The sequence below is a fragment of the Stenotrophomonas sp. A3_2 genome (genome assembly GCF_036624925.1).
Lineage (GTDB): Bacteria > Pseudomonadota > Gammaproteobacteria > Xanthomonadales > Xanthomonadaceae > Stenotrophomonas > Stenotrophomonas hibiscicola.
On sequence record NZ_JAZKVY010000358.1, the window covers coordinates 167,434 to 186,662 of the forward strand.

Here is a 19,229-nt window from a genome sequence, read left to right on the forward strand (position 1 = left end):
CGATGGCGCGCCACCTGCTGGGGGCGCTGTTCCTGCTGTCGGCCGCAACCACCCGTGCCAGCGCGCCGCCGGATGCTCCCCCGGTGTACTTCGACTGGTTCGAGTACCGCGGCAATGACCAGGCTTTTGAAGTGCCGCTGCCGGCCGGCCACTACCGCAATCCTGTCCTGGCCGGCTTCCATGCCGATCCCAGCGTCGTGCGCGCGAACGGCCGGTTCTACCTGGTCAATTCCAGCTTCACCTACTTCCCGGGCATTCCGGTGTTCGAAAGTGCCGACCTGGTGCACTGGAAGCAGATCGGCAATGTGATTGACCGCCCCACGCAACTGGATTTCGACGGCCTGAGCGTCTCGCGCGGCATCTTCGCGCCCACCATCGAATACCATGACGGCACCTTCTACGTCGTCACCACCGCGACCGACAGCGGTGGCAACTTCATCGCCACCGCGCGCGACCCGGCCGGGCCGTGGTCCGATCCGCACTGGCTGCCCGGCATCGATGGCATCGATCCATCACTGTTTTTTGACGACGACGGCAAGGTGTACCTGATCAACAACGATGCACCGCCCGGTCCGCCGCGCTATGACGGGCACCGCGCCATCTGGATGCAGCAGATCGATCTGGCGGCGTTCAAGCCGGTCGGGCCCCGCCGGGTACTGGTTGATGGAGGCGTGGAGCCGGCGAAGAATCCGATCTGGATCGAGGGACCGCACATCTACAAGCGGGAGGGCTGGTATTACCTGTCCGACGCTGAAGGAGGCACCGGGCCGCAGCACTCGCAGGTGGTGCTGCGCAGCCGCGCGGTGTGGGGGCCCTACGTTCCCTATGCGGGCAATCCGATCCTGACCCAGCGCGAACTGCCGGACGACCGTCCGCTTCCGATCACCAATGCCGGCCACGCCGACCTGGTCGAAGGCCCGGATGGCTCGTGGTGGGCGGTGTTCCTGGCCAGCCGCAACTATCAGAAGCGCCACTACAACACCGGGCGCGAGACCTACCTGTTGCCGGTGCGCTGGCAGGATGGCTGGCCGCAGATCCTGCCGACCGACCAGGCCATTCCCTACGTGGCCAAGGCGCCGTCATGGATGCAGGGCGAGGCATCCCAGGCCCCGTCGACCGGCAATTTCGTAGCGCGCGACAATTTCGATGGCCCGACGCTCGATCGCCAGTGGCTGCGCGTGCGCGTGCCCAGGCATGCCTGGGCAGACCTGCACAAGCGCCCCGGCATGCTGGCCGTGCACCCGCTCGCCGAGGATCTGGACACGCTGCGCAATCCGGCGTTTCTCGGCCGGCGCCAGCAGCATCTGCGCTTCGAGGCGAGCACCGCGATGACCCCGCCAGCTTCCGGAGTTGCCGCCGGTCTGGCGGCGTTCCAGAGCGAGGCGTACTGGTACTTCCTTGGCGTTCGGGACCTTGGCGGGGGGCGTCTCTCGCTCTTCCTCGAAGCGCGCGACGGTGGCCGCAGCACGCGGACGCTGGCCAGCCGTGAAGTACCGGTGCCTGCAGCACTGCGCCTGAAGATTGCCGGCAACGAGGGCGACTATGCGTTCTCGTTCGACACTGGCGATGGGCAGGGCTGGCAACTGCTCGCAGGCGAGGTGGACGGCACCGTCCTGAGTACGGACCGGGCAGGCGGCTTCGTGGGCGCACTGCTGGGTCCTTTCGCGCGCGACGAGCGCAACGGGAGAAGCAAATGAGGCTGTCGATTTCGTCCAAGGCCCGCCGCCATACCTGGCGCGGTGGGATCGCCCTGTTCGTACTGACCTGTGTGGCGGCCGCCGCATCCGCAGCCGCGCCGCGGCCCTGGCTGGATGTTTCGGCCAGCTTCGAGCAACGGGCCGCGGCACTCGTCGCGCAGATGACGCTGGAAGAGAAGGCCGCGCAGATGCAGAACGCCGCGCCGGCGATCGAACGGCTGGGGGTACCCGCCTACGACTGGTGGAACGAGGGACTGCACGGCGTCGCACGGGCAGGGCAGGCCACGGTGTTTCCGCAGGCAATCGGCCTGGCCGCGACCTTCGATGTACCGTTGATGGGGCAGGTGGCCACGACCATCAGCGACGAGGCCCGCGCAAAGCACCACCAGTTCCTCCGCGAAGGCGCGCATGGCCGATACCAGGGCCTGACCTTCTGGTCGCCGAACGTCAACATCTTCCGCGACCCGCGCTGGGGGCGCGGACAGGAGACCTACGGCGAGGATCCCTACCTCACCGCGCGCATGGGCGTGGCCTTCGTACGCGGCCTGCAGGGCGACGACCCGGTCTACCGCAAGCTGGACGCCACCGTCAAGCATCTGGCCGTGCACAGCGGACCGGAGGCCGACCGCCATCACTTCGATGCACGGCCCAGCCGGCGCGACCTGTATGACACCTACCTGCCGGCGTTCGAGGCGCTGGTGAAGGAGGGCGAAGTGGATGCGGTCATGGGCGCCTACAACCGCGTGTACGGCGAGTCCGCCAGTGCCAGCCGTTTCCTGCTGCACGATGTGCTTCGACGCGACTGGGGTTTCAAGGGCTACGTGGTCTCGGACTGCTGGGCCATCGTCGATATCTGGAAGCACCACCGTATCGTCACCACGCGCGAAGCCGCTGCGGCGCTGGCGGTGAGGAACGGCACCGAGCTGGAATGCGGCCAGGAGTACGCAACGCTGCCTGCCGCAGTGCGCCAAGGGCTGATCAGCGAGGCGGAGATCGACGATGCGGTGACCCGCCTGTTCACCGCACGGATGCGCCTGGGCATGTTCGATCCGCCGGAGCGGGTGCGCTGGGCGCGCATTCCGGCCTCGGTGAACCAGGCGCCGGCCCATGATGCGCTGGCCCTCAAGGCCGCGCAGGCATCGCTCGTGCTGCTGAAGAACGACGGCATCCTTCCACTGTCGCGCGACATCAAGCGCATTGCCGTGGTCGGACCCACTGCCGACGACACCATGGCACTGCTCGGCAACTACTTCGGCACACCGGCGGCGCCGGTGACGATCCTGCAGGGCATACGCGAGGCGGCCAAGGGCGTTGAAGTGCGTTATGCCCGCGGCGTCGACCTGGTGGAGGGCCGCGACGATCCCGGCGCCACACCGCTGATCGAGCCGACCTACCTGCGGCCCTCGGCGGAGTCGCCCGAGCGCGGCCTGCGCGGTGAGTACTTCCGCACGCCCGACCTGTCCGGCACTCCGGCCCTGGTGCGTACCGACGCGCAGATCGGCTTCCGCTGGGACCGCGGCTCGCCGACCGACAACCTGCTGGCACGCGGCGAAGCGGCACCGGGGCAGGGGATTCCCAACGACCGCTTCAGCATCCGCTGGAGCGGCCAGCTGCTGCCCCCCGTGTCCGGTCGCTACCGGCTGGAGGTGGCCGGCGATGATGGCTACCGCCTGTATCTGGACGGCAAGCGCGTGATCGATCACTGGGTGAACACGGATCGCCTGCATGCCGAGGGTGTCGAACTCGACCTGCAGGCCGGGCGTGCCTATGACCTGAAACTGGAGTACTACGACGACCAGCGCGATGCCGGCGTGCGCCTGGGCTGGCGCAGGCCCGGCGCCAAGGCACCGTTCGATGAAGCGCTCGATGCCGCACGCGATGCCGATGTGGTGGTGTTCGTTGGTGGACTCACCGGCGATGTCGAAGGCGAAGAGATGACGGTCAACTACCCGGGCTTTGCCGGTGGCGACCGTACCGACCTGCGGCTGCCCTCGCCGCAGCGCACCCTGCTGGAGGCCCTGCACGGCACCGGCAAGCCGGTGGTAATGGTGCTTACCGGTGGCTCGGCCATCGCCGTGGACTGGGCGCAGGCGCATCTGCCGGCGATCCTGATGAGCTGGTACCCCGGGCAACGCGGCGGCACCGCAGTCGGTCAGGCGCTGTTTGGCGACGTCAATCCCGCCGGCCGTTTGCCGGTCACGTTCTACAAGGCCGGCGAAGCGATGCCGGCATTCGACGACTACGCCATGGAGGGCCGCACCTATCGCTACTTCCGCGGCACGCCCCTGTATCCGTTCGGTCACGGTCTGTCGTATACCCGATTCGACTATGGAACGCTTCGCCTCGATGCAGACAGCCTCCGCGCCGATGGCCGCCTGGGCGTGGCGGTGGATGTGACCAACGCGGGCAACCGCAGCGGTGACGAAGTGGTGCAGCTGTACGTGCGGCGCGAGCACGCTGGCAGCGGCGACGCCGTGCAGGAACTGCGTGGCTTCCAGCGCGTCCAGCTGGCCCCGGGCGAACGCCGCACGGTGACGTTCACCCTGGAGGCGGCGCAGGCCCTGCGCCACTATGACGAAGCGCGCGCGGCGTACGCGGTGCAGCCCGGTGCCTATGAGGTCAGGGTGGGGGCGTCCAGTGCCGATATACGTGCGCAGGGCAGGTTCACCGTGGTGCCCGCGCATGACTGATCATCCCCGCCGGCATCGATTCCGCTTCGACCAGATTCCTTTTCAAGGACGTCCGCTGCATGGCAAGCACTGAACACGCGCTATCGGTACGCGAGAAGCTCGGCTACAGCCTGGGCGATCTCGCCGCCAACCTGATCTTCCAGACCCTGATCACCTACCTGGCGTTCTTCTACACCGACGTCTACCGCCTGCCGGCTGCCACCGCGGCCACGATCATCTTCGTGGTGGGCCTGCTGGGTGCGTTCGTGTTCACGCCGTTGATCGGCATCGCGGCGGACCGCACATCCACACGCTGGGGCCGCTTCCGCCCATGGATCCTGTGGACAGCCATTCCGTTCGGCGTGCTGTCGCTGCTGGCGTTCAGCACCCCGGACCTGGGCGAGCGCGGAAAAGTGATCTATGCACTGGCCACCTACGCGCTGCTGGTCTGCGTCTACGCCGCGAACAACCTGCCGTACTCGGCGCTGAGCGGCGTGCTGACCGGCAGCATGGCCCAGCGCAACAGCCTCTCGGCCTACCGCTTCGTGGCTGTGATGGTCGCGCAGTTCATCATCCAGGTGCTGCTGATGCCGCTGGTGCTGATCCTGGGCGATGGCGACCGGGTGCGCGGCTTCGAGCAGGTCATGACCGCATTCGCCATCATCGGCACGGTGTTCTTCCTGATCACGTTCGCCACCACTCGCGAACGCATCGTGCCGACGCGCGAGCAGACCGGGGGCGTACTGCAGGACCTGTCGGACCTGCTGCACAACCGCCCGTGGCAGGTGATGCTGGCCCTGACCGTGCTGGTATTCATCAACCTGGCGCTGAAGGGCGGCACCTACATCTATTACTTCCAGTACTACATGAGTGAAGCCGCGCTGGCCGGCTTCCTGGACGGCTCAGGCTTCAACGGCCTGATCAGCGCCTTGAATGCTGCCCTGGCCAGCGCCGGCTTCGCGGCGTTCACCTGGCCGAAGGACGCGGCCACCTCGGCGTTCAGCCTGTTCAACGCGTGCGGCATCCTCTGCATGATCCTGGGCATCGGCGCATCACGACGGCTGGCGGATCGCTTCGGCAAGCGCGACGTCTTCGGTGGCGCCCTGTTTGTCTCGACCCTGTTCCTGCTTGCCTTCTACCTGTTTCCACCCACGGGCGTGGCGGTGGCCTTCGCTGCCTTCATGCTGCATGGCTTCTGCTATGGCATCACCATCCCGTTGCTGTGGGCGATGATCGCCGACGTCGCGGACTACTCGGAGTGGAAGAACCATCGGCGGGCGACCGCGATCATCTTCTCGGCGATGCTGTGCGGACTGAAGATCGGCCTCAGCGTCGGAGGCGCGCTGGTCGCGGCCATCCTTGCGCACTACGGCTACCAGGCAGGACTGGCGCAGCAGCCTGAGGGCGTGGTGCAGGGCATCCGCTTGACCGTAAGCGTCTACTGCTCCCTTCCTTTCCTGCTCGCCGTGGCGCTGCTGTTCTTCTACAGGATCGACAAGCGCACCGAGACCCGCATCGAGCAGGACCTCCACCAGCGTCGCCGTTCCGCCGACGCTTCCGCGTAAGGCCAAGATGACAACCATGATCGACCTCCATGCCGGCGAAGACGGCCAGGCCAGCGAAGCCCGTCTTGCGCAGCTCACCGCACACGCCATTTCGCAACCGCTGGTGACCCACATCTACACCGCCGACCCTTCGGCGCACGTGTTCGAGGGGCGCCTGTACATCTATCCGTCGCACGACATCGACGGTGGCCAGCCGTTCGACGACGAAGGTGGCCACTTCGGCATGCAGGATTATCATGTGCTGAAGATGGATACGCCCGACAGCACGGCCGTGGATTGCGGCATGGCGCTGCACGTGCGCGACGTGCCCTGGGCGCGGAAACAGATGTGGGCCCCCGATGCCGCCTGCCGCGATGGCCGCTACTACCTGTACTTCCCGGCCAAGGACGCCGAGGGCCGGTTCCGCATCGGCGCGGCGATCGGCACGCGGCCGGAGGGCCCGTTCGTGCCCCAGCCGGAGCCGATCAAGGGCGCGTACTCGATCGACCCTGCCGTGTTCGAAGACGAGGATGGCAGCCACTACCTGTACTTCGGCGGCATCTGGGGCGGGCAGCTGCAGAAGTATCGTGACAACCAGTACAGCGAGGCCCACGAGGAACCCGAGGGCAGCGCGCCGGCCCTGGGGCCGCGCGTGGGCCGCCTGGACGCCTGCATGACCGAGCTGGCCGAACCCACCCGCGAAGTGCAGATCCTGGATGAGCATGGCCAGCCGCTGCGTGCGGACGACCATGCGCGCCGCTTCTTCGAAGGCCCGTGGCTGCACAGGTACCAGGGTCGCTACTATCTGTCGTACTCCACTGGCAACACCCATCAGCTGTGCTACGCCATCGGCGACAGCCCGTATGGCCCGTTCACCTACGCCGGCGTGATCCTCACCCCCGTCGTGGGCTGGACCACCCACCACTCCATCTGCCAGTTCGAAGGGCAGTGGTACCTGTTCTATCACGATGCACTGATGTCCGGCGGCATCACCCACCTGCGCTCGGCCAAGTGCACACCGCTGCACATGGAGCCGGACGGAAGCATCCGCACGATCAATCCGTATGGGGCCTGAGCGCATGCTGCCGGTGGATGATGCGCTGGCCCCGCTGCCGGCCGGTGAACTGCACTGGCTGAGATGCGGCGAACTGGAGGTTGCGCTCGCCGCAGGGGCGGGCGGGCGCGTGGCGCACCTGCGTTACCGGGGCGTGGAGTGGCTGGCGGATCCACAGGAGGGCGGGGCGGCTGCGATCGCCTGGGGCTGCTACCCGATGGTGCCCTGGGCCGGGCGCATCCGCCATGGAACGTTCTGCTTTGACGGCAGGCCGCATCGGCTGCCGCTCAACTTCGACGGGCATGCCATTCATGGGTTGGGCTTCTCGCGACCGTGGCAGATCGACCGGCTGGATGCGGCGGCAGCCAGGTTGTCGCTGGCGTTACCGCGCGACGGCTACTGGCCCTTCGGTGGCATCGCCATGCTGGACCTGCAGCTGCAGGCTCACGCCCTGCAGATGCGCCTTTCGGTACAGGCCGGCGAGCAGGCGATGCCGGCGGTGCTGGGCTGGCATCCCTGGTTCCGGAAGCCTGACGGGCTGCTGTTCACGCCTCGTGCGATGTACCCGCGGGACGGGGAAGGTATTGCCATGTTGCCCTGTGTGGATCCCACTACCGGTCCCTGGGATGACTGCTTCATCGCCGACAGTGACATCACGCTGATACGCGGAGGCCAGCGCCTGCGGCTGCGCTCGGACCACGACCATTGGGTGGTCTACGACGGCACGCCGCACGCCACCTGTGTGGAGCCCCAGAGCGGTCCGCCGGACGGCTTCACGCTGGCGCCGCACCGGCTGGAGCCCGGCCAGCGCCTCGCGTTGACGTTCGACCTGGCGTGGGCATCGGACAGGGCGTGAGCCTGGCACTGGCATGCGTCTCCCCGAACCTGCGGTGCCGGCACAGGAGGACGACCGGCTGCGGATCCTGAACACGCCGAGGAAAGGTGCACCGCTGGTCGGATAGTGGCGATCGGATCACGGAATACACACGATGGGAACATCCCAGGTCCTCGGATGGGCTACGGTGAGGCCATCGGAATCTGGGGGGATTCGTCACAGGAGCAACCGATGCCTATCAGGGCAGTGGTATACGTCAGCGAAGCCAGCCCAACTGTTGTGGGCGACAACGGGCGCAAAGAGGGCAACAGGCTGGACCAGCTGGTCGACGACGCCGCACGTTTCAACCGGGACGCCGGCGTTACCGGGGTGCTTCTCTTTGATGGCGGGCGGTTTCTCCAGTACATGGAGGGACCGGAGGATGGGTTGCGGGTGGCGTACGCGCGTGTGCTGGGCGCAACCAGCCACGCAGGGCTGGTGGAGCTGCAGCGGGGCAGGGTGGGCAACCGGCGCCTGCCGTTCTGGCCGATGCGCTGGCTTCCGGTAGATCCCGGGCAGTTGAAGTCGCTGGCCCACGCGGACTGGGTCGGCTTCGTGCAGCGTGGCGATACGTCGGCCGGTGGGCAATCGGCAATGGATCTGCTGGTGGGACTGGTGGAGCCGTACGCCCTTGCCGCATAACGCAAGGGGATTGCCAACGTACGCTACGGGCGAGCAGTCATCTCCTGCAGTTCCAGTCAACCCGCACTGCCCGCGCTCACTGCATCGTGCAGATCATGCTGGCGTGCCGGTTCATTGGACGGGTCCGGACGGACGATGCAGGGCAGGTGCCATGCCGCTCTCCGCGTGAAGATCCTGCACAGTCGTGACACGGTCCTTTCACTGCCGCCGACATCCGTGATGGCCACACTGCAGGCTCCTTCCAGAGCAGGAGGTGCCCGATGGCTACCTGTGATGTCTGCGGCAACGACTACGACAAGAGCTTCACCGTACAGCAAGGCGGGCGTAGCGGCACGTTCGATTCGTTCGAATGCGCGATCCATGCGTTCGCCCCGCGCTGCGCCCACTGCGATTGCGCCGTCATCGGACACGGTGTCGAGGGAAACGGCCAGATTTTCTGCTGCGCACATTGCGCCGGTCATGCCGGTGTAAAGGGTGTCGCAGACCGGGCTTGAGCCGGATACTGCTCCATCCCGCTGGTCATGCCGGCACCAGAGAAGCAATTCGTGCCACCCGGGCTGCTCCCGAATCGGCGAGCAGCGCCATTGCCCGCTGTTTCTGTGACGGCATGCCCGCCACGGCCTCCCTTGCCAGGACGACGTCGAACTCCCTGGCGTTGGCGTCCAACGCGGTTGCCAGCACACACGAATCGGCTGTCATCCCGCTGAGCCAAAGTCGGCGCACGCCCAACTTGGCCAGCAGGACCGGCAGCGGGGTGGCGAGGAACGCCGAGTGCTTGGGCTTGAGTACAAAGTAGTGATCGGGCAGGGGCGAGAGCAGCTCGGCTATCCGCCCGGCTGCGCCCCCGTCCCGCCTGCATTGCGCAACCTGTTGTCGGAAGTCACGCTTCCAGTCGGAGAAATTGTCATTGGCATAGATGACCGGCCACCTGCGGTCATCGAAGTGGTCTCTCAAACGCCGGATCTGTCTGGCCGCCCGCTCCGCAACGGGCGCAAGATCCTGCGCGCCGGGGAAGTCGAAACGGCTGAACATGTCGATGATCAGCAAGGCCGTCGATGGATCCTGTCCCATGGCTCAATCACCTGTCTGTGCGTGCGGGGCCTCGACCGGCTTGGACTGCGGTGAATCCTTCTGGCGCAGGAAGATCGTCAGTACAACCAGGGACAGCACGGCGAGAAATTCGCTCTGCCAGTTCTGCATCGATTCAAACCAGAATGTGCTGCTGGCCAGGTGCTGCAGGAAGCCGGGTGCGGGCAGGCCCCGCAACAGCTGCTCGGCCTGCTCGGCTCGCCAGCTTCCCAACGCATGCAGCGTGAAGCTCAACAGGAACAATAGCCCGAAGGCGATTGCAAGCGAATGACCGTACAGCACCTTCCAGACGCCGCCACGCCTCACCGGCCAGGGCGTAGGTCCTGGCTCGACGCGGCTCTGCTCCTGTGCAGGATCCAGCGGCCGCGATTCAGCCGAGCCACGCTGGCGAAGGGTGACGGTCAGGAGAACATACATGCCCATCTGCAGGAATTCGCTCTCCCAGTTCTCGAATGTGGCGCTGACGAAGTGGCCGGTCGCCAGGTAGTGCCATAGATCGATCGGCGCGCGCCCGTGCTGCGTCAACTCCTGGTTGTGGACATGGTGCCCCGCAACTGCCTGCCCAACGATGAACACGACGGTGAGTGCAAGCAGCACCAGCGAGAGACCGTTGCGTTTCCACATGCAACACCTCGATCAGCTGTTCCAGAGACCGTGCGGAAGCATGCGCGGGCAAGAGGGCAGGGCTCGTGATCACTGCGCATCGAGGATGTGAGGCGGGCTCAACGCTTGCCTGTCGGGTCAGGATCCGGGCGCTCGTAGTCTTCAGGTACCGCCTTGGGTCCGTCCCCATCGTCGGGCATGTCGTGGTCCTTCCACCTGGCCTGGTCGTTGCGACGCTTGTCCGGCGTGTGGGCCTTCGACTGATCGTCCACGTCCGTGGTTGGATTGAAAGGCAACTTGTCGTTCATGAGCAGCTCCTGCGGCGAGAACCTGAAGCCTGCACCGCGCCGGGTTAACGCCACGACGCCGCGGAATGAACGCCGCGCACACCCGGATGTCACCGCAGCAGGGGGACAGCCCTGCGATGCTGATGTTCCGATCTTTCTGGAGAACCGCGATGCAGGCATTGACCTATCACGGCCGCAGGGATGTGCGCGTCGAGACCGTGCCGGACCCGGTGCTGGCGGCCGAGGATGATCTGATCCTGAGGGTGACCGCCACCGCCATCTGTGGTTCGGACCTGCACCTGTATCGGGGCAAGATTCCTGACCTGCACGATGGCGATGTGCTGGGCCACGAATTCATGGGCGTGGTGGAAGAGGTCGGCAGCGGCGTGACCCAGGTGAAACCCGGTGATCGCGTGGTGATCCCGTTTGTGATTGCCTGTGGCGAGTGCTTCCACTGCCGGCTGGCCGAGTATGCCGCCTGCGAGACCACCAATCCGGGCAAGGGCGCCGCACTGAACCAGAAGGGCATACTGCCTCCGGCCGCATTGTTCGGCTACAGCCATCTGTATGGCGGCGTGGCCGGCGGGCAGGCCGAATTCGTACGCGTGCCGAAGGCGAATGTAGGCCCGCTGCGCATCCCGGAAGGCGTGGCCGACGAGCAGGTTCTGTTCCTTTCGGACATCCTGCCCACCGGCTACCAGGCCGCGCTGAACGCTGGGGTCAAGCCCGGCTCGACGGTGGCCATCTTCGGTGCCGGGCCGGTGGGGCTGATGAGCGCAGCCTGCTGCCGGCTGCTGGGGGCCGAGACCATCTTCATGGTGGACCATCTTCGCTACCGCCTTGACTACGCGCGTCGCGCCTACGGGGTGACCCCCATCGACTTCAGGGAGATCGAGGACCCGGCCGATTACATCCTGACCCAGACCAGCGGGCGGGGCGCAGACGCCTGCATCGAGGCCGTAGGCTTCGAGGCCGAAGGGAGTGCGCTGGAGTCAGCGCTGACCGCCGTGAAACTGGAAGGCAGCAGCGGGGTGGCGATCCGGCAGTGCATCGCCGCGGCCCGCCGCGGCGGCGTTGTCAGCATCCCCGGTGTCTATGCCGGCTTCATCCACGGTTTCCTGCTGGGTGACGCGTTCGACAAGGGCTTGACGTTCAAGATGGGGCAGACCCACGTGCAGGGACTGATGCCGGAGCTGCTCGACGCCATCTTGGAAGGAAAGCTGGATCCGGGTGACATCATCTCGCACCGGATGCGCCTGGCCGATGCAGCGCAGGGCTATGCGATGTTTGATGCCAAGGATGACGACTGCCGCAAGATCGTTCTGACACCGTGAGCGTGGCGCCATGAGTGCGATTGTCGTGGGCTGTGTGTACGCACTGTGGTTGTTGGCCGGTTCGCTGGACTTCCATTTTCACCGCCGGACCGACCTTCCACACACCTCCGCGATGCGCGAAAGCCTGTTGCATGGGGTGCAGCTGCTTCTGATCGGCAGCGGCGTGCTGGCGTGGCTGCTGCTGGAAAACACGTTGTCGCTGGTCACGCTCCTGGCGCTTCTGGTCATTGCTCACGCAATCGCCGGCTACCTGGATACCGTCAGCGCAGACGGCCGCAGACGCATCAGTCCGGCGGAGCAGCATGTGCACAGTGTGCTGGATGCCGCGCCGTGGGTCCTGTTGGCCTGGGTGGCCTGGCAGGTCCACCCCCGGTGGTCGCTCGACGTGAAACCTGCAGCACCCGACGTCTGGTGGTTCACCCTGTTGCCGGCACTGGGCCTGGTGGTGCTGCCATGGCTGTGGGAACTGCGGCAGTGCGTGCGTGCACGAGAGCAGCGCACGCAGACGGGTCCGTGAGGATCACGGTACCGGGCATTCATGTGCCCGCCACGCGGTCAAGACAGGCATGTGACTGCCTGCCGCCTACGTTCATGGCGTATCTCCATTGCAGGTCTGCCACCCATGCAGGATGTGACGTCATCCTCTTCGCTGTTCAATCGCGCACGCCAGGTGCTGGTACAGCAACCGGCATTGCCTTTGCCCGGGGGCGGCCAGACGCTGCAGCGTTGGCAGGCGCTGGCAGCCTGGGGGGCAGAGGATCTCTGCCTGGCCAAGGTACTGGAGGCCCACTATGACGCCCAAGCGATTGCTGCCGAGTTGAAGGCGCCCATCCATGCTGAAGACACGTTGCTGGCGGTGTGGGCTGCAGAGGGTCCGGCCAACACCGTTCGCATCGATGCCGGCGGTGGACTGTACGGTGATAAACCCTGGTGTTCCGGCAGCGCATGGGTGGATGGGGCACTGGTAACGGTTCGCAACCCGCAGGGAGTGTGGCTATGCCAGGTAGCGGCGGAACACTGGCACACACTTGCGGGCGAGCCATGGCCTGCCGTGGGCATGGCCGCAATCCCTTCCACCACGGTGCGCTTTGACGGCGCACCGATGGTGATCCTGGGGACGCGCGATGACTACCTGCAGCGCCCGGGCTTCTGGCACGGCGGGGCAGGCATCGCGGCGGTCTGGTTTGGTGCAGCGGCCGCTTTGGCCGAGCGCATGCGACCGACCTGCACCGAGGGAAATCGCGCGCGGCTGCTGGGTGAAGTGGACCTCGCCCTGGGCCCGGCAGCCGCGCTGCTTCGCGAACTGGCGGCGCACATCGACGCCGCGCCCGAACTGGCCCGTCGCGAAGATGTAGTGCGCGTGCGCTGTGTCGTTGAGCGCGCGGCAACGCGTGTGCTGGACCTGGCGGGTCGGGCGCTGGGCCCGGGCCCGATGTGCCTGGAGGACGCCCATGCCCGGCGCTGCGCGGACCTGACCGTGTTCCTTCGCCAGAGCCACGCCGATCGCGATTGGGAATGGCTGGGCGAGCAGCGTGCAACACAGGAGGCAACATGGGCGCTGTAGCCAGGACACCCCTGCAAGGGGAAGGAACCCAGGAGCAGGCCTGGCTGCACTGCGATTGGCTCTGGCAGCAACCGACCATATCGGCAACCGCACTCTGCAGCGGGCATGACCGCATGGTGGTGGTCGCGCCGCATCCGGATGACGAAATACTCGGCTGTGGCGGGCTGCTGCATCACGCTGTGGCGCAGGGTATCGACGTCAGTGTCGTTGCCGTGACCGACGGCGAAGCATGCTATCCGGGCGAGCCGTGGTGGACGCCCGAACGCCTGCGATCAGCGCGCCGAGCGGAGCTTGCCGCGGCATTGGGCGAACTCGGTATTCCGGTCGGCTCCATCTTCCACCTGGGTATCGCCGACGGCGCGGTCAGCGCGCACGAGCAGGGGCTGGAAGGCTGGCTGCAGCAGTATCTGCAACCGCGCGACCTGGTGCTGGCGCCATGGCGGTTTGATGGCCACCCCGATCACGAAGCCGCAGGGCGCGCTGCCTGCCGCGCCGCGCGGGCGGTCGGTTGCCACCGGTTGGAGTACCCGGTGTGGGGCTGGCACTGGCTTGACCCTGCCTGCGCACATATGGCGTGGGAGGTTCCGAAGCTGATCGACATTGCAGCGGTGGCGTCCGCAAAACGAAACGCGATCGCGCATTTCCGGACGCAGACGGGCGACGTGGCGGGCCTGAACAGCCCGCCGGTGCTGCCCGCACATGTACTCGCCCGATTCTTCCGAAACTACGAGGTATTCCTGGCATGAGCGCGCAACCGTACTTTGATGGCCTGCATGAGCAGGAGGACCCGTTCGGCTACCGCAGCCGATGGTATGAAGAGCGCAAGCGTGCGCTGCTGCTGGCAAGCCTCAGCCAGCGCCAGTTCGCTCGCGGCTGGGAACTGGGGTGTTCCAACGGCGTACTGACCGAGGCGCTGGCGGCACGTTGCGAACGCCTGCTTGCAACCGACATCAGTCCACGTGCGGCGTTCCAGGCGCGCCGCAACCTGGCCCATCTGTCGCACGTGCAGGTCCATTGCGCCAGCCATCCCGAGCAATGGCCGCCAGGACGCTTCGACCTGATCGTCTGCGGCGAAATGGGCTACTACCTGGGGGCAGGCGCACTGCGCGAGCTGCGCGGTGGCATCGATGAAGCACTTCGCGATGACGGCTTGCTGGTCGCCTGCCATTGGTTGCCCTCGTTCCCGGGACGCGCGAGCCGGACCGAGGTGGTGCATCGATGCCTGGGGGAAGGCCTGCAGGAAGCCTTCCACTACCGCGATGCGGACTTTGTGCTTCAGGGATGGACACGGGGCCCCTTGTCATTGGCCCGGAACGAGGGCTTGCGGTGATAGGCGTCCTGATACCCGCCCACAATGAGGCGGACAGTATCGCGCGGTGCCTGCAATCCATCCGGGTGGCGGCCCTGCACCCAGGCCTCGGCGGCGAAGCAGTGGAGGTAGTGGTCGCGCTGGACGCTTGTACGGATGCAACGGGCACCATCTGCCACCGATACCGGGTGGGAAGCGTACAGCTGGATGCACGCTGCGTCGGTGTCGCCCGGGCCGCAGCCGCTGCTGAACTGCTGTGGCGGGGCGCCAGGTGGCTGGCAAGCACGGACGCTGACAGTGAGGTGCCTCCCGAGTGGCTGGCCGCACAGGTTCAGGGCAGTTGTGACGCTTTCTGCGGACTGGTGGACATAGCGACGACCTGCCAGAGTGAACGGCGCCTGCGCAGGGCATTCCAGGCAAGACAGCAGTGGGGCGACCATCATGGGCGCATCCACGGTGCCAACCTCGGCGTCTCTGCCTGTTCCTATCGGGCCGTTGGCGGCTTTGCTCCCCTGCACTGTAGTGAAGACGTGGCGCTTGTCAGAGCGCTGCAACGCTGCGGTGCGGTGGTGCGATGGGCCGGCGCTCCCGTGGTGATGACCAGTGCGCGTCTGCAGGGGCGCGCTACAGGCGGATTCTCCGCTTATCTGGCGGCGCTGGGTGGCGAGCGCTCTGGCCCGGAAGCATCGGTCCCGATCACCTGAGGGGCAGCCACTCCGTCACGCAAACGCCCCGTGTTATCGGAGCGTGCGGTTGAGGAGAGCGTTGGGACAGGGCAGGCTGCGAAGGCCCTCATCCCTGCCTACCTCCGCGAAGCGATGATGGACGAGCAGGAAATTTCCTGCGCCAGAAGGAACGAATGTGCCCCTCCGTGCAGTCGCCTACGCAAGTGAGGCGACATCGGGGCTTTCCATGGACCATGTGGATGACCTCGCCAGGGCCGCCGCCCGCTTCAACCTTGAAGCCGGCGTTACGGGTGTGCTTCTTTATGACGGGCTCCGCTGCCTGCAGTACATCGAGGGGCCGGAAGACAGCATCAACGTGGTGTACAGCCGCATTCTCAGTGCCCGCAGCCATCGCGAGCTGATCGAACTGGGCCGCGGCAGGGTTTCCGGGAGGTTCTTTCCCTATTGGTCGATGCGATTGCTGTGGGTTGAGGCCTCCGAGATCCGCAGCGTCGCGCACGGCAACTGGGATGGCCTCTCCCGTGGTGGCGCGCTGCGCCAGCTGGGCCTGGTGGTAGCCCCGCACCTGGGGTGACGGTTGCATGGATTCAATGCGGGGGCGGCTGCGCGCAGGTATCGCCCAGCACGCGCCGAACCGTGTCCTGCAATTGACTCACATGGAACGGTTTGGCAACGAAGGCTGCGCGCCGGTGGCGCTGCGGCACCAGCTGGTCGTAGACCGCAGAGACGAACAGGTAGGGGATGCCGAGCTCTGCCAGGCGATCAGCGACGGGAAAGACCACACCGTCGCGAAGTTCGACATCGAGCACGGCCCCGTCGAATCGCTGTGTGTCCAGCAGCCCGAGAGCGTCGAACACGCTGTAGGCATGCGTCACCTGATCGCCGACGTCCTCAAGGGCGTGCTCCATGAGTGCGGCCAGGTCGAGTTGGTCTTCCACCAGCAGCAGGTTGCATCTGCGCTGGCTCATTGCGGATTGCATGCGTACATGCCTGTGTTGTCCTGGGAACACGAGTTTCTGCTGTGCTGCATCAAGATCCTGCGTGCGCATTGTCAGTCCGGCGCGAAGCCTTGCGCGCGTGCCAACCTCGTGGAGGAGGCGTGGACGGCCTTATGGATCTCGTTGACGGCTTCTTGGCATGCGCTGTGGATACTGCCGCCGACCCCTGTATCGGAGTTTCTGTCATGCCTCTATCCGGAAACGAAGCGGCCTCTCCAGGCGTGCTGCGTATCGAGTGCATGCCGCTCGATTGTGGCGGCGCCGCCATTGTCGTGGAACTGGACCGTACGCCTGAACGGACGTGGATGAAGTCGCTGAAGCGGGCATTGCAGGCCGACGATGCCCTTGAAGGCGCACAGGCCAAATTTGATGGCCGTTTTGTCTATGTCGTGGGCGTGGACGGGGGTGGGCACCGCGCTCAACACCGCGTGATGCAGGCCGTGATGGCGGCGGACGGCGGGGGCGCTTCGAACACCCGCCCCCGGGGCCCCAGGGCGGGCGCGGTCGCATCGAGCGCCCTGGCGACCTGAGGGCGCCCCGGGTCCAGTCCGGGGTGCGGATGTTATCGCTGCATCAGCGCCGCGTGCAATGCCAACCTGCGGCGGCTCACATCGCCCGACAACGCGGTGATTGCGCTCGCTCCACGATGGTCTCCGGAGGCATGTCGCCCCGCACCGGAGATCGAGATGGCAGACCAGAACACCGCCCGAAGCGAGCGCCTGCTGAAGTGGCTGCAGGACGCCTACGCCATGGAACAGGAAGCGGAGACCATGATGAAGGCCATGGCTTCGCGGATCGAGAACTATCCCCAGCTTGCCGCACGCATCAGCCAGCACGTCCAGGAGACGCAGGGGCAGGCTGCCTCACTGCGGCAGTGCATTGAGGCGCTGGGAGGAAGCGTGCCCACCGCGAAGGGATTGTTCGCGAGCATGACCGCCGCCATCCACGCCGCCGGCAACACGCTCATGGAGGACGAGGTGGTCAAGAGCGTGGGCCTTTCATTTGGCTTCGAGAACACCGAGATCGCCACGTACAGGGCGCTGGTAATCGCTGCCGAGCGCGCCGGCGCGCCCGACATTGCGGCGGTGTGCGGCCAGATCCTGCAGGAAGAGGTTGCCATGGCGCACTGGCTGGAGGACCACCAGGACGGCCTGGTCGGAGCGTTCCTCAACCGTGACGAAACGCCCGGCGCCCAGGCCAAGCGTTGACCCCGAAGCCAGCCCACACCAGCCACCGGAGAAGCCCTCATGTTCTTTCATCACAAGAAACTGATGTATACCGTGCGCGTCCGCGAATCCAACCCGCAGCTCGCCAGCCTCATGCTTGAACAGTTCGGCGGCCCACAGGGCGAGTTGGCCGCCGCGATGCGCTACTTCACCCAGGGACTTGGCGAATGCGATCCCGGGCGCAAGGACCTGTTGATGGACATCGCCACCGAGGAGATCAGTCATCTGGAGATCATCGGCACCATCATCGCCATGCTCAACCGCGGGCCCAAGGCGATCCAGTCCGAAGGGCTTGCCGAGGCCGAGGACATGCGGCTGCTGGGCCAGAACAGCACCAGCCACACCGAACAGATCCTGTACGGCGGCGGCTCCGCGCTGGTCAATTCCAGCGGGGTGCCGTGGACAGCCGCCTACATCGACTCGATCGGCGACCCCACCGCCGACCTGCGCTCGAACATCGCGGCCGAAGCGCGCGCCAAGCTGGTGTATGAGCGCCTGATCAACGTTACCGACGACCCGGGCATCAAGGATGCGCTGCGCTTCCTGATGACCCGCGAGATCGCGCACATGAAGTCGTTCGAGAAAGCGCTGCACAGCATCCAGCCCAACTTCCCACCGGGCAAGCTGCCGGGGGATCCGGCGTTCACCGACCTGTACATGGACATGTCGCAGGGTGACGGCGCCGACGATCTGCAGGGCAGCTGGAACAGCGGCGAGCTCTGGGAGCGGGTCAGCGACCGCGACGCACAGGCCGCTGTGGATGGTGGCGACGGCGGCGGCACGGTGGACCTGGACCCGCGCGAACAAGCGGCGGTGCAGGCCATGACCCTGCGCACGCTCTCCGACCCGGAAGCGCGGCCGGCCACCGGGGCCGAGCTGGGGGCAGGCCCGGGTGCAGGTGCACTGGACCTGCCGCCACGCGAGCCGTGAAAGAAGCCGGGGCGCCCGTTCGCGGCGCTCCGGTTGCAACGCCCCTGAGCCGCGTGGGGCGTACAAAAGTGGGCGGACATCACGTCCGCCCACGAAGGGATGCAACGGGTTTCAGCGCCGATCAGCGCTGCTGGCCACCGCGGTTGTTGCCGCCGCCGCGTTCCTGCTGTTGCTGCCCGCCGCCCTGGTTGCCGCCCTGGTTGCCACCACCGCGACTGTTCTGGCCGCCTTCGCGGCCGATGTCAGCCATGTGCTGGCGGTCCTGGCTCACTGCTTCGCCGCCCTTGCGGCCGGCTTCGCGTGCTTCTTCCGAGCTGAATTCATGGGCGTTGCCTGACTCGTGCGCGGCACGTCCACCCTTGGCGGCGATCTCGCGCTGCTTGTCCTCGTCCATCGAAGCGAAACCGCGGTTGCTGGTGCCCTGGTTCTGGTTCTGGTTGGCCATGGAAAGTCTCCTTGGGTTCAGCCGCCTCATTGGCGGCAGCGACCATCTTCCAGATCCGGCGCTAGACGGCGGTGGCACGACCGCCAACGTCGCGTCATCCGGAAGGCTCTGATTCCTCATCCGGCCTCCACGAACATCCCTGCACGCGTGCGCACAGTGGCAGACACACGTTCGGCGGCCCAACCGTGCGTCAACGCGATGCGGAAGGTACACGCCACAGTTCGACGCAGCCTCCACACCGGTCTCACCGCGCGTACGATCGGTGTGGCTAAGGTAGA

The 19,229-nt window shown here is 66.2% G+C and carries 22 protein-coding genes; 17 read left to right on the top strand and 5 right to left on the bottom strand.

What is annotated here, in order from left to right; all coding sequences use genetic code 11:
- The first annotated feature begins 2 nt into the window (after positions 1 to 2).
- The 7 genes from R5H29_RS19980 (at position 3) to R5H29_RS20010 (ending at position 8,974) form a co-directional block, all read left to right on the top strand.
- Complete coding sequence (locus R5H29_RS19980; RefSeq protein WP_332329776.1) at positions 3 to 1,697, top strand: glycoside hydrolase family 43 protein; 1,695 nt, start codon at positions 3 to 5, stop codon at positions 1,695 to 1,697.
- Entirely contained in the window at positions 1,694 to 4,387 is a 2,694-nt protein-coding gene (locus tag R5H29_RS19985; protein WP_332329713.1) for a glycoside hydrolase family 3 C-terminal domain-containing protein, read from the top strand. The genes R5H29_RS19980 and R5H29_RS19985 overlap by 4 nt, the downstream gene beginning before the upstream one ends.
- A 59-nt stretch (positions 4,388 to 4,446) precedes the next feature.
- Positions 4,447 to 5,931 (top strand): MFS transporter, encoded by a 1,485-nt coding sequence (locus tag R5H29_RS19990; protein WP_332329714.1) that lies wholly within the window; start codon positions 4,447 to 4,449, stop codon positions 5,929 to 5,931.
- Between the two features lie 16 nt (positions 5,932 to 5,947).
- On the top strand, positions 5,948 to 6,985 hold the full coding sequence (locus R5H29_RS19995; RefSeq protein ID WP_021202407.1) for a glycoside hydrolase family 43 protein: 1,038 nt from the start codon (positions 5,948 to 5,950) through the stop codon (positions 6,983 to 6,985).
- Entirely contained in the window at positions 6,975 to 7,820 is an 846-nt protein-coding gene (locus R5H29_RS20000) for an aldose epimerase (RefSeq protein ID WP_111098450.1), read from the top strand. The genes R5H29_RS19995 and R5H29_RS20000 overlap by 11 nt, the downstream gene beginning before the upstream one ends.
- 210 nt (positions 7,821 to 8,030) lie before the next feature.
- On the top strand, positions 8,031 to 8,480 hold the full coding sequence (locus R5H29_RS20005; protein WP_031269501.1) for a BLUF domain-containing protein: 450 nt from the start codon (positions 8,031 to 8,033) through the stop codon (positions 8,478 to 8,480).
- A gap of 260 nt (positions 8,481 to 8,740) precedes the next feature.
- Positions 8,741 to 8,974: a hypothetical protein gene (locus R5H29_RS20010; protein WP_111098449.1), complete on the top strand. Its 234-nt coding sequence runs from the start codon at positions 8,741 to 8,743 to the stop codon at positions 8,972 to 8,974.
- A gap of 25 nt (positions 8,975 to 8,999) precedes the next feature.
- On the opposite strand, the gene R5H29_RS20015 is transcribed toward R5H29_RS20010, so the two are convergent.
- From R5H29_RS20015 to R5H29_RS20025, 3 genes are all read right to left on the bottom strand, one after another.
- Positions 9,000 to 9,551, bottom strand: a complete 552-nt coding sequence (locus R5H29_RS20015) for a cysteine hydrolase family protein (RefSeq protein ID WP_019659724.1) — start codon at positions 9,549 to 9,551, stop codon at positions 9,000 to 9,002.
- 3 nt (positions 9,552 to 9,554) lie between these two features.
- A complete protein-coding gene (locus tag R5H29_RS20020; RefSeq protein WP_021202411.1) occupies positions 9,555 to 10,193 on the bottom strand; it encodes a DUF6766 family protein in 639 nt (212 codons plus the stop codon).
- A gap of 98 nt (positions 10,194 to 10,291) precedes the next feature.
- Positions 10,292 to 10,480, bottom strand: a complete 189-nt coding sequence (locus R5H29_RS20025; protein ID WP_019337695.1) for a hypothetical protein — start codon at positions 10,478 to 10,480, stop codon at positions 10,292 to 10,294.
- A gap of 149 nt (positions 10,481 to 10,629) precedes the next feature.
- On the opposite strand from R5H29_RS20025, the gene R5H29_RS20030 reads away from it, so the two are divergent.
- The 7 genes from R5H29_RS20030 (at position 10,630) to R5H29_RS20060 (ending at position 15,926) form a co-directional block, all read left to right on the top strand.
- Positions 10,630 to 11,793 (top strand): zinc-dependent alcohol dehydrogenase, encoded by a 1,164-nt coding sequence (locus tag R5H29_RS20030; protein WP_019659722.1) that lies wholly within the window; start codon positions 10,630 to 10,632, stop codon positions 11,791 to 11,793.
- Positions 11,794 to 11,803: 10 nt separating this feature from the next.
- Positions 11,804 to 12,310, top strand: a complete 507-nt coding sequence (locus R5H29_RS20035) for a hypothetical protein (RefSeq protein WP_332329715.1) — start codon at positions 11,804 to 11,806, stop codon at positions 12,308 to 12,310.
- A 105-nt stretch (positions 12,311 to 12,415) separates the two neighbouring features.
- Positions 12,416 to 13,357 carry an acyl-CoA dehydrogenase gene (locus R5H29_RS20040; protein WP_332329716.1) on the top strand — a complete coding sequence of 314 codons (942 nt, stop codon included), beginning with the start codon at positions 12,416 to 12,418 and terminating at the stop codon, positions 13,355 to 13,357.
- Complete coding sequence (locus tag R5H29_RS20045; protein WP_227844340.1) at positions 13,345 to 14,103, top strand: PIG-L deacetylase family protein; 759 nt, start codon at positions 13,345 to 13,347, stop codon at positions 14,101 to 14,103. Before R5H29_RS20040 ends, R5H29_RS20045 begins: the two co-directional genes overlap by 13 nt.
- Entirely contained in the window at positions 14,100 to 14,687 is a 588-nt protein-coding gene (locus R5H29_RS20050) for a class I SAM-dependent methyltransferase (RefSeq protein ID WP_171953087.1), read from the top strand. The genes R5H29_RS20045 and R5H29_RS20050 overlap by 4 nt, the downstream gene beginning before the upstream one ends.
- Positions 14,684 to 15,370 carry a glycosyltransferase gene (locus R5H29_RS20055; RefSeq protein WP_332329717.1) on the top strand — a complete coding sequence of 229 codons (687 nt, stop codon included), beginning with the start codon at positions 14,684 to 14,686 and terminating at the stop codon, positions 15,368 to 15,370. The genes R5H29_RS20050 and R5H29_RS20055 overlap by 4 nt, the downstream gene beginning before the upstream one ends.
- Positions 15,371 to 15,527: 157 nt before the next feature.
- Positions 15,528 to 15,926 carry a BLUF domain-containing protein gene (locus R5H29_RS20060; RefSeq protein ID WP_332329718.1) on the top strand — a complete coding sequence of 133 codons (399 nt, stop codon included), beginning with the start codon at positions 15,528 to 15,530 and terminating at the stop codon, positions 15,924 to 15,926.
- A gap of 13 nt (positions 15,927 to 15,939) precedes the next feature.
- Here R5H29_RS20060 and R5H29_RS20065 read toward each other — a convergent pair whose 3' ends face one another.
- Positions 15,940 to 16,332 (bottom strand): response regulator, encoded by a 393-nt coding sequence (locus R5H29_RS20065; RefSeq protein WP_026346987.1) that lies wholly within the window; start codon positions 16,330 to 16,332, stop codon positions 15,940 to 15,942.
- Between the two features lie 131 nt (positions 16,333 to 16,463).
- Between R5H29_RS20065 and R5H29_RS20070 the strand changes: the two genes are divergently transcribed.
- From R5H29_RS20070 to R5H29_RS20080, 3 genes are all read left to right on the top strand, one after another.
- Complete coding sequence (locus R5H29_RS20070; RefSeq protein ID WP_227844341.1) at positions 16,464 to 16,880, top strand: hypothetical protein; 417 nt, start codon at positions 16,464 to 16,466, stop codon at positions 16,878 to 16,880.
- 156 nt (positions 16,881 to 17,036) lie between these two features.
- Positions 17,037 to 17,558, top strand: coding sequence for a ferritin-like domain-containing protein (locus R5H29_RS20075; RefSeq protein WP_332329719.1), 522 nt, complete (start codon positions 17,037 to 17,039; stop codon positions 17,556 to 17,558).
- 39 nt (positions 17,559 to 17,597) lie between these two features.
- Positions 17,598 to 18,506 (top strand): manganese catalase family protein, encoded by a 909-nt coding sequence (locus R5H29_RS20080; RefSeq protein ID WP_332329720.1) that lies wholly within the window; start codon positions 17,598 to 17,600, stop codon positions 18,504 to 18,506.
- Positions 18,507 to 18,627: 121 nt separating this feature from the next.
- Here R5H29_RS20080 and R5H29_RS20085 read toward each other — a convergent pair whose 3' ends face one another.
- On the bottom strand, positions 18,628 to 18,951 hold the full coding sequence (locus R5H29_RS20085) for a KGG domain-containing protein (protein ID WP_058982980.1): 324 nt from the start codon (positions 18,949 to 18,951) through the stop codon (positions 18,628 to 18,630).
- Positions 18,952 to 19,229: the final 278 nt, after the last annotated feature.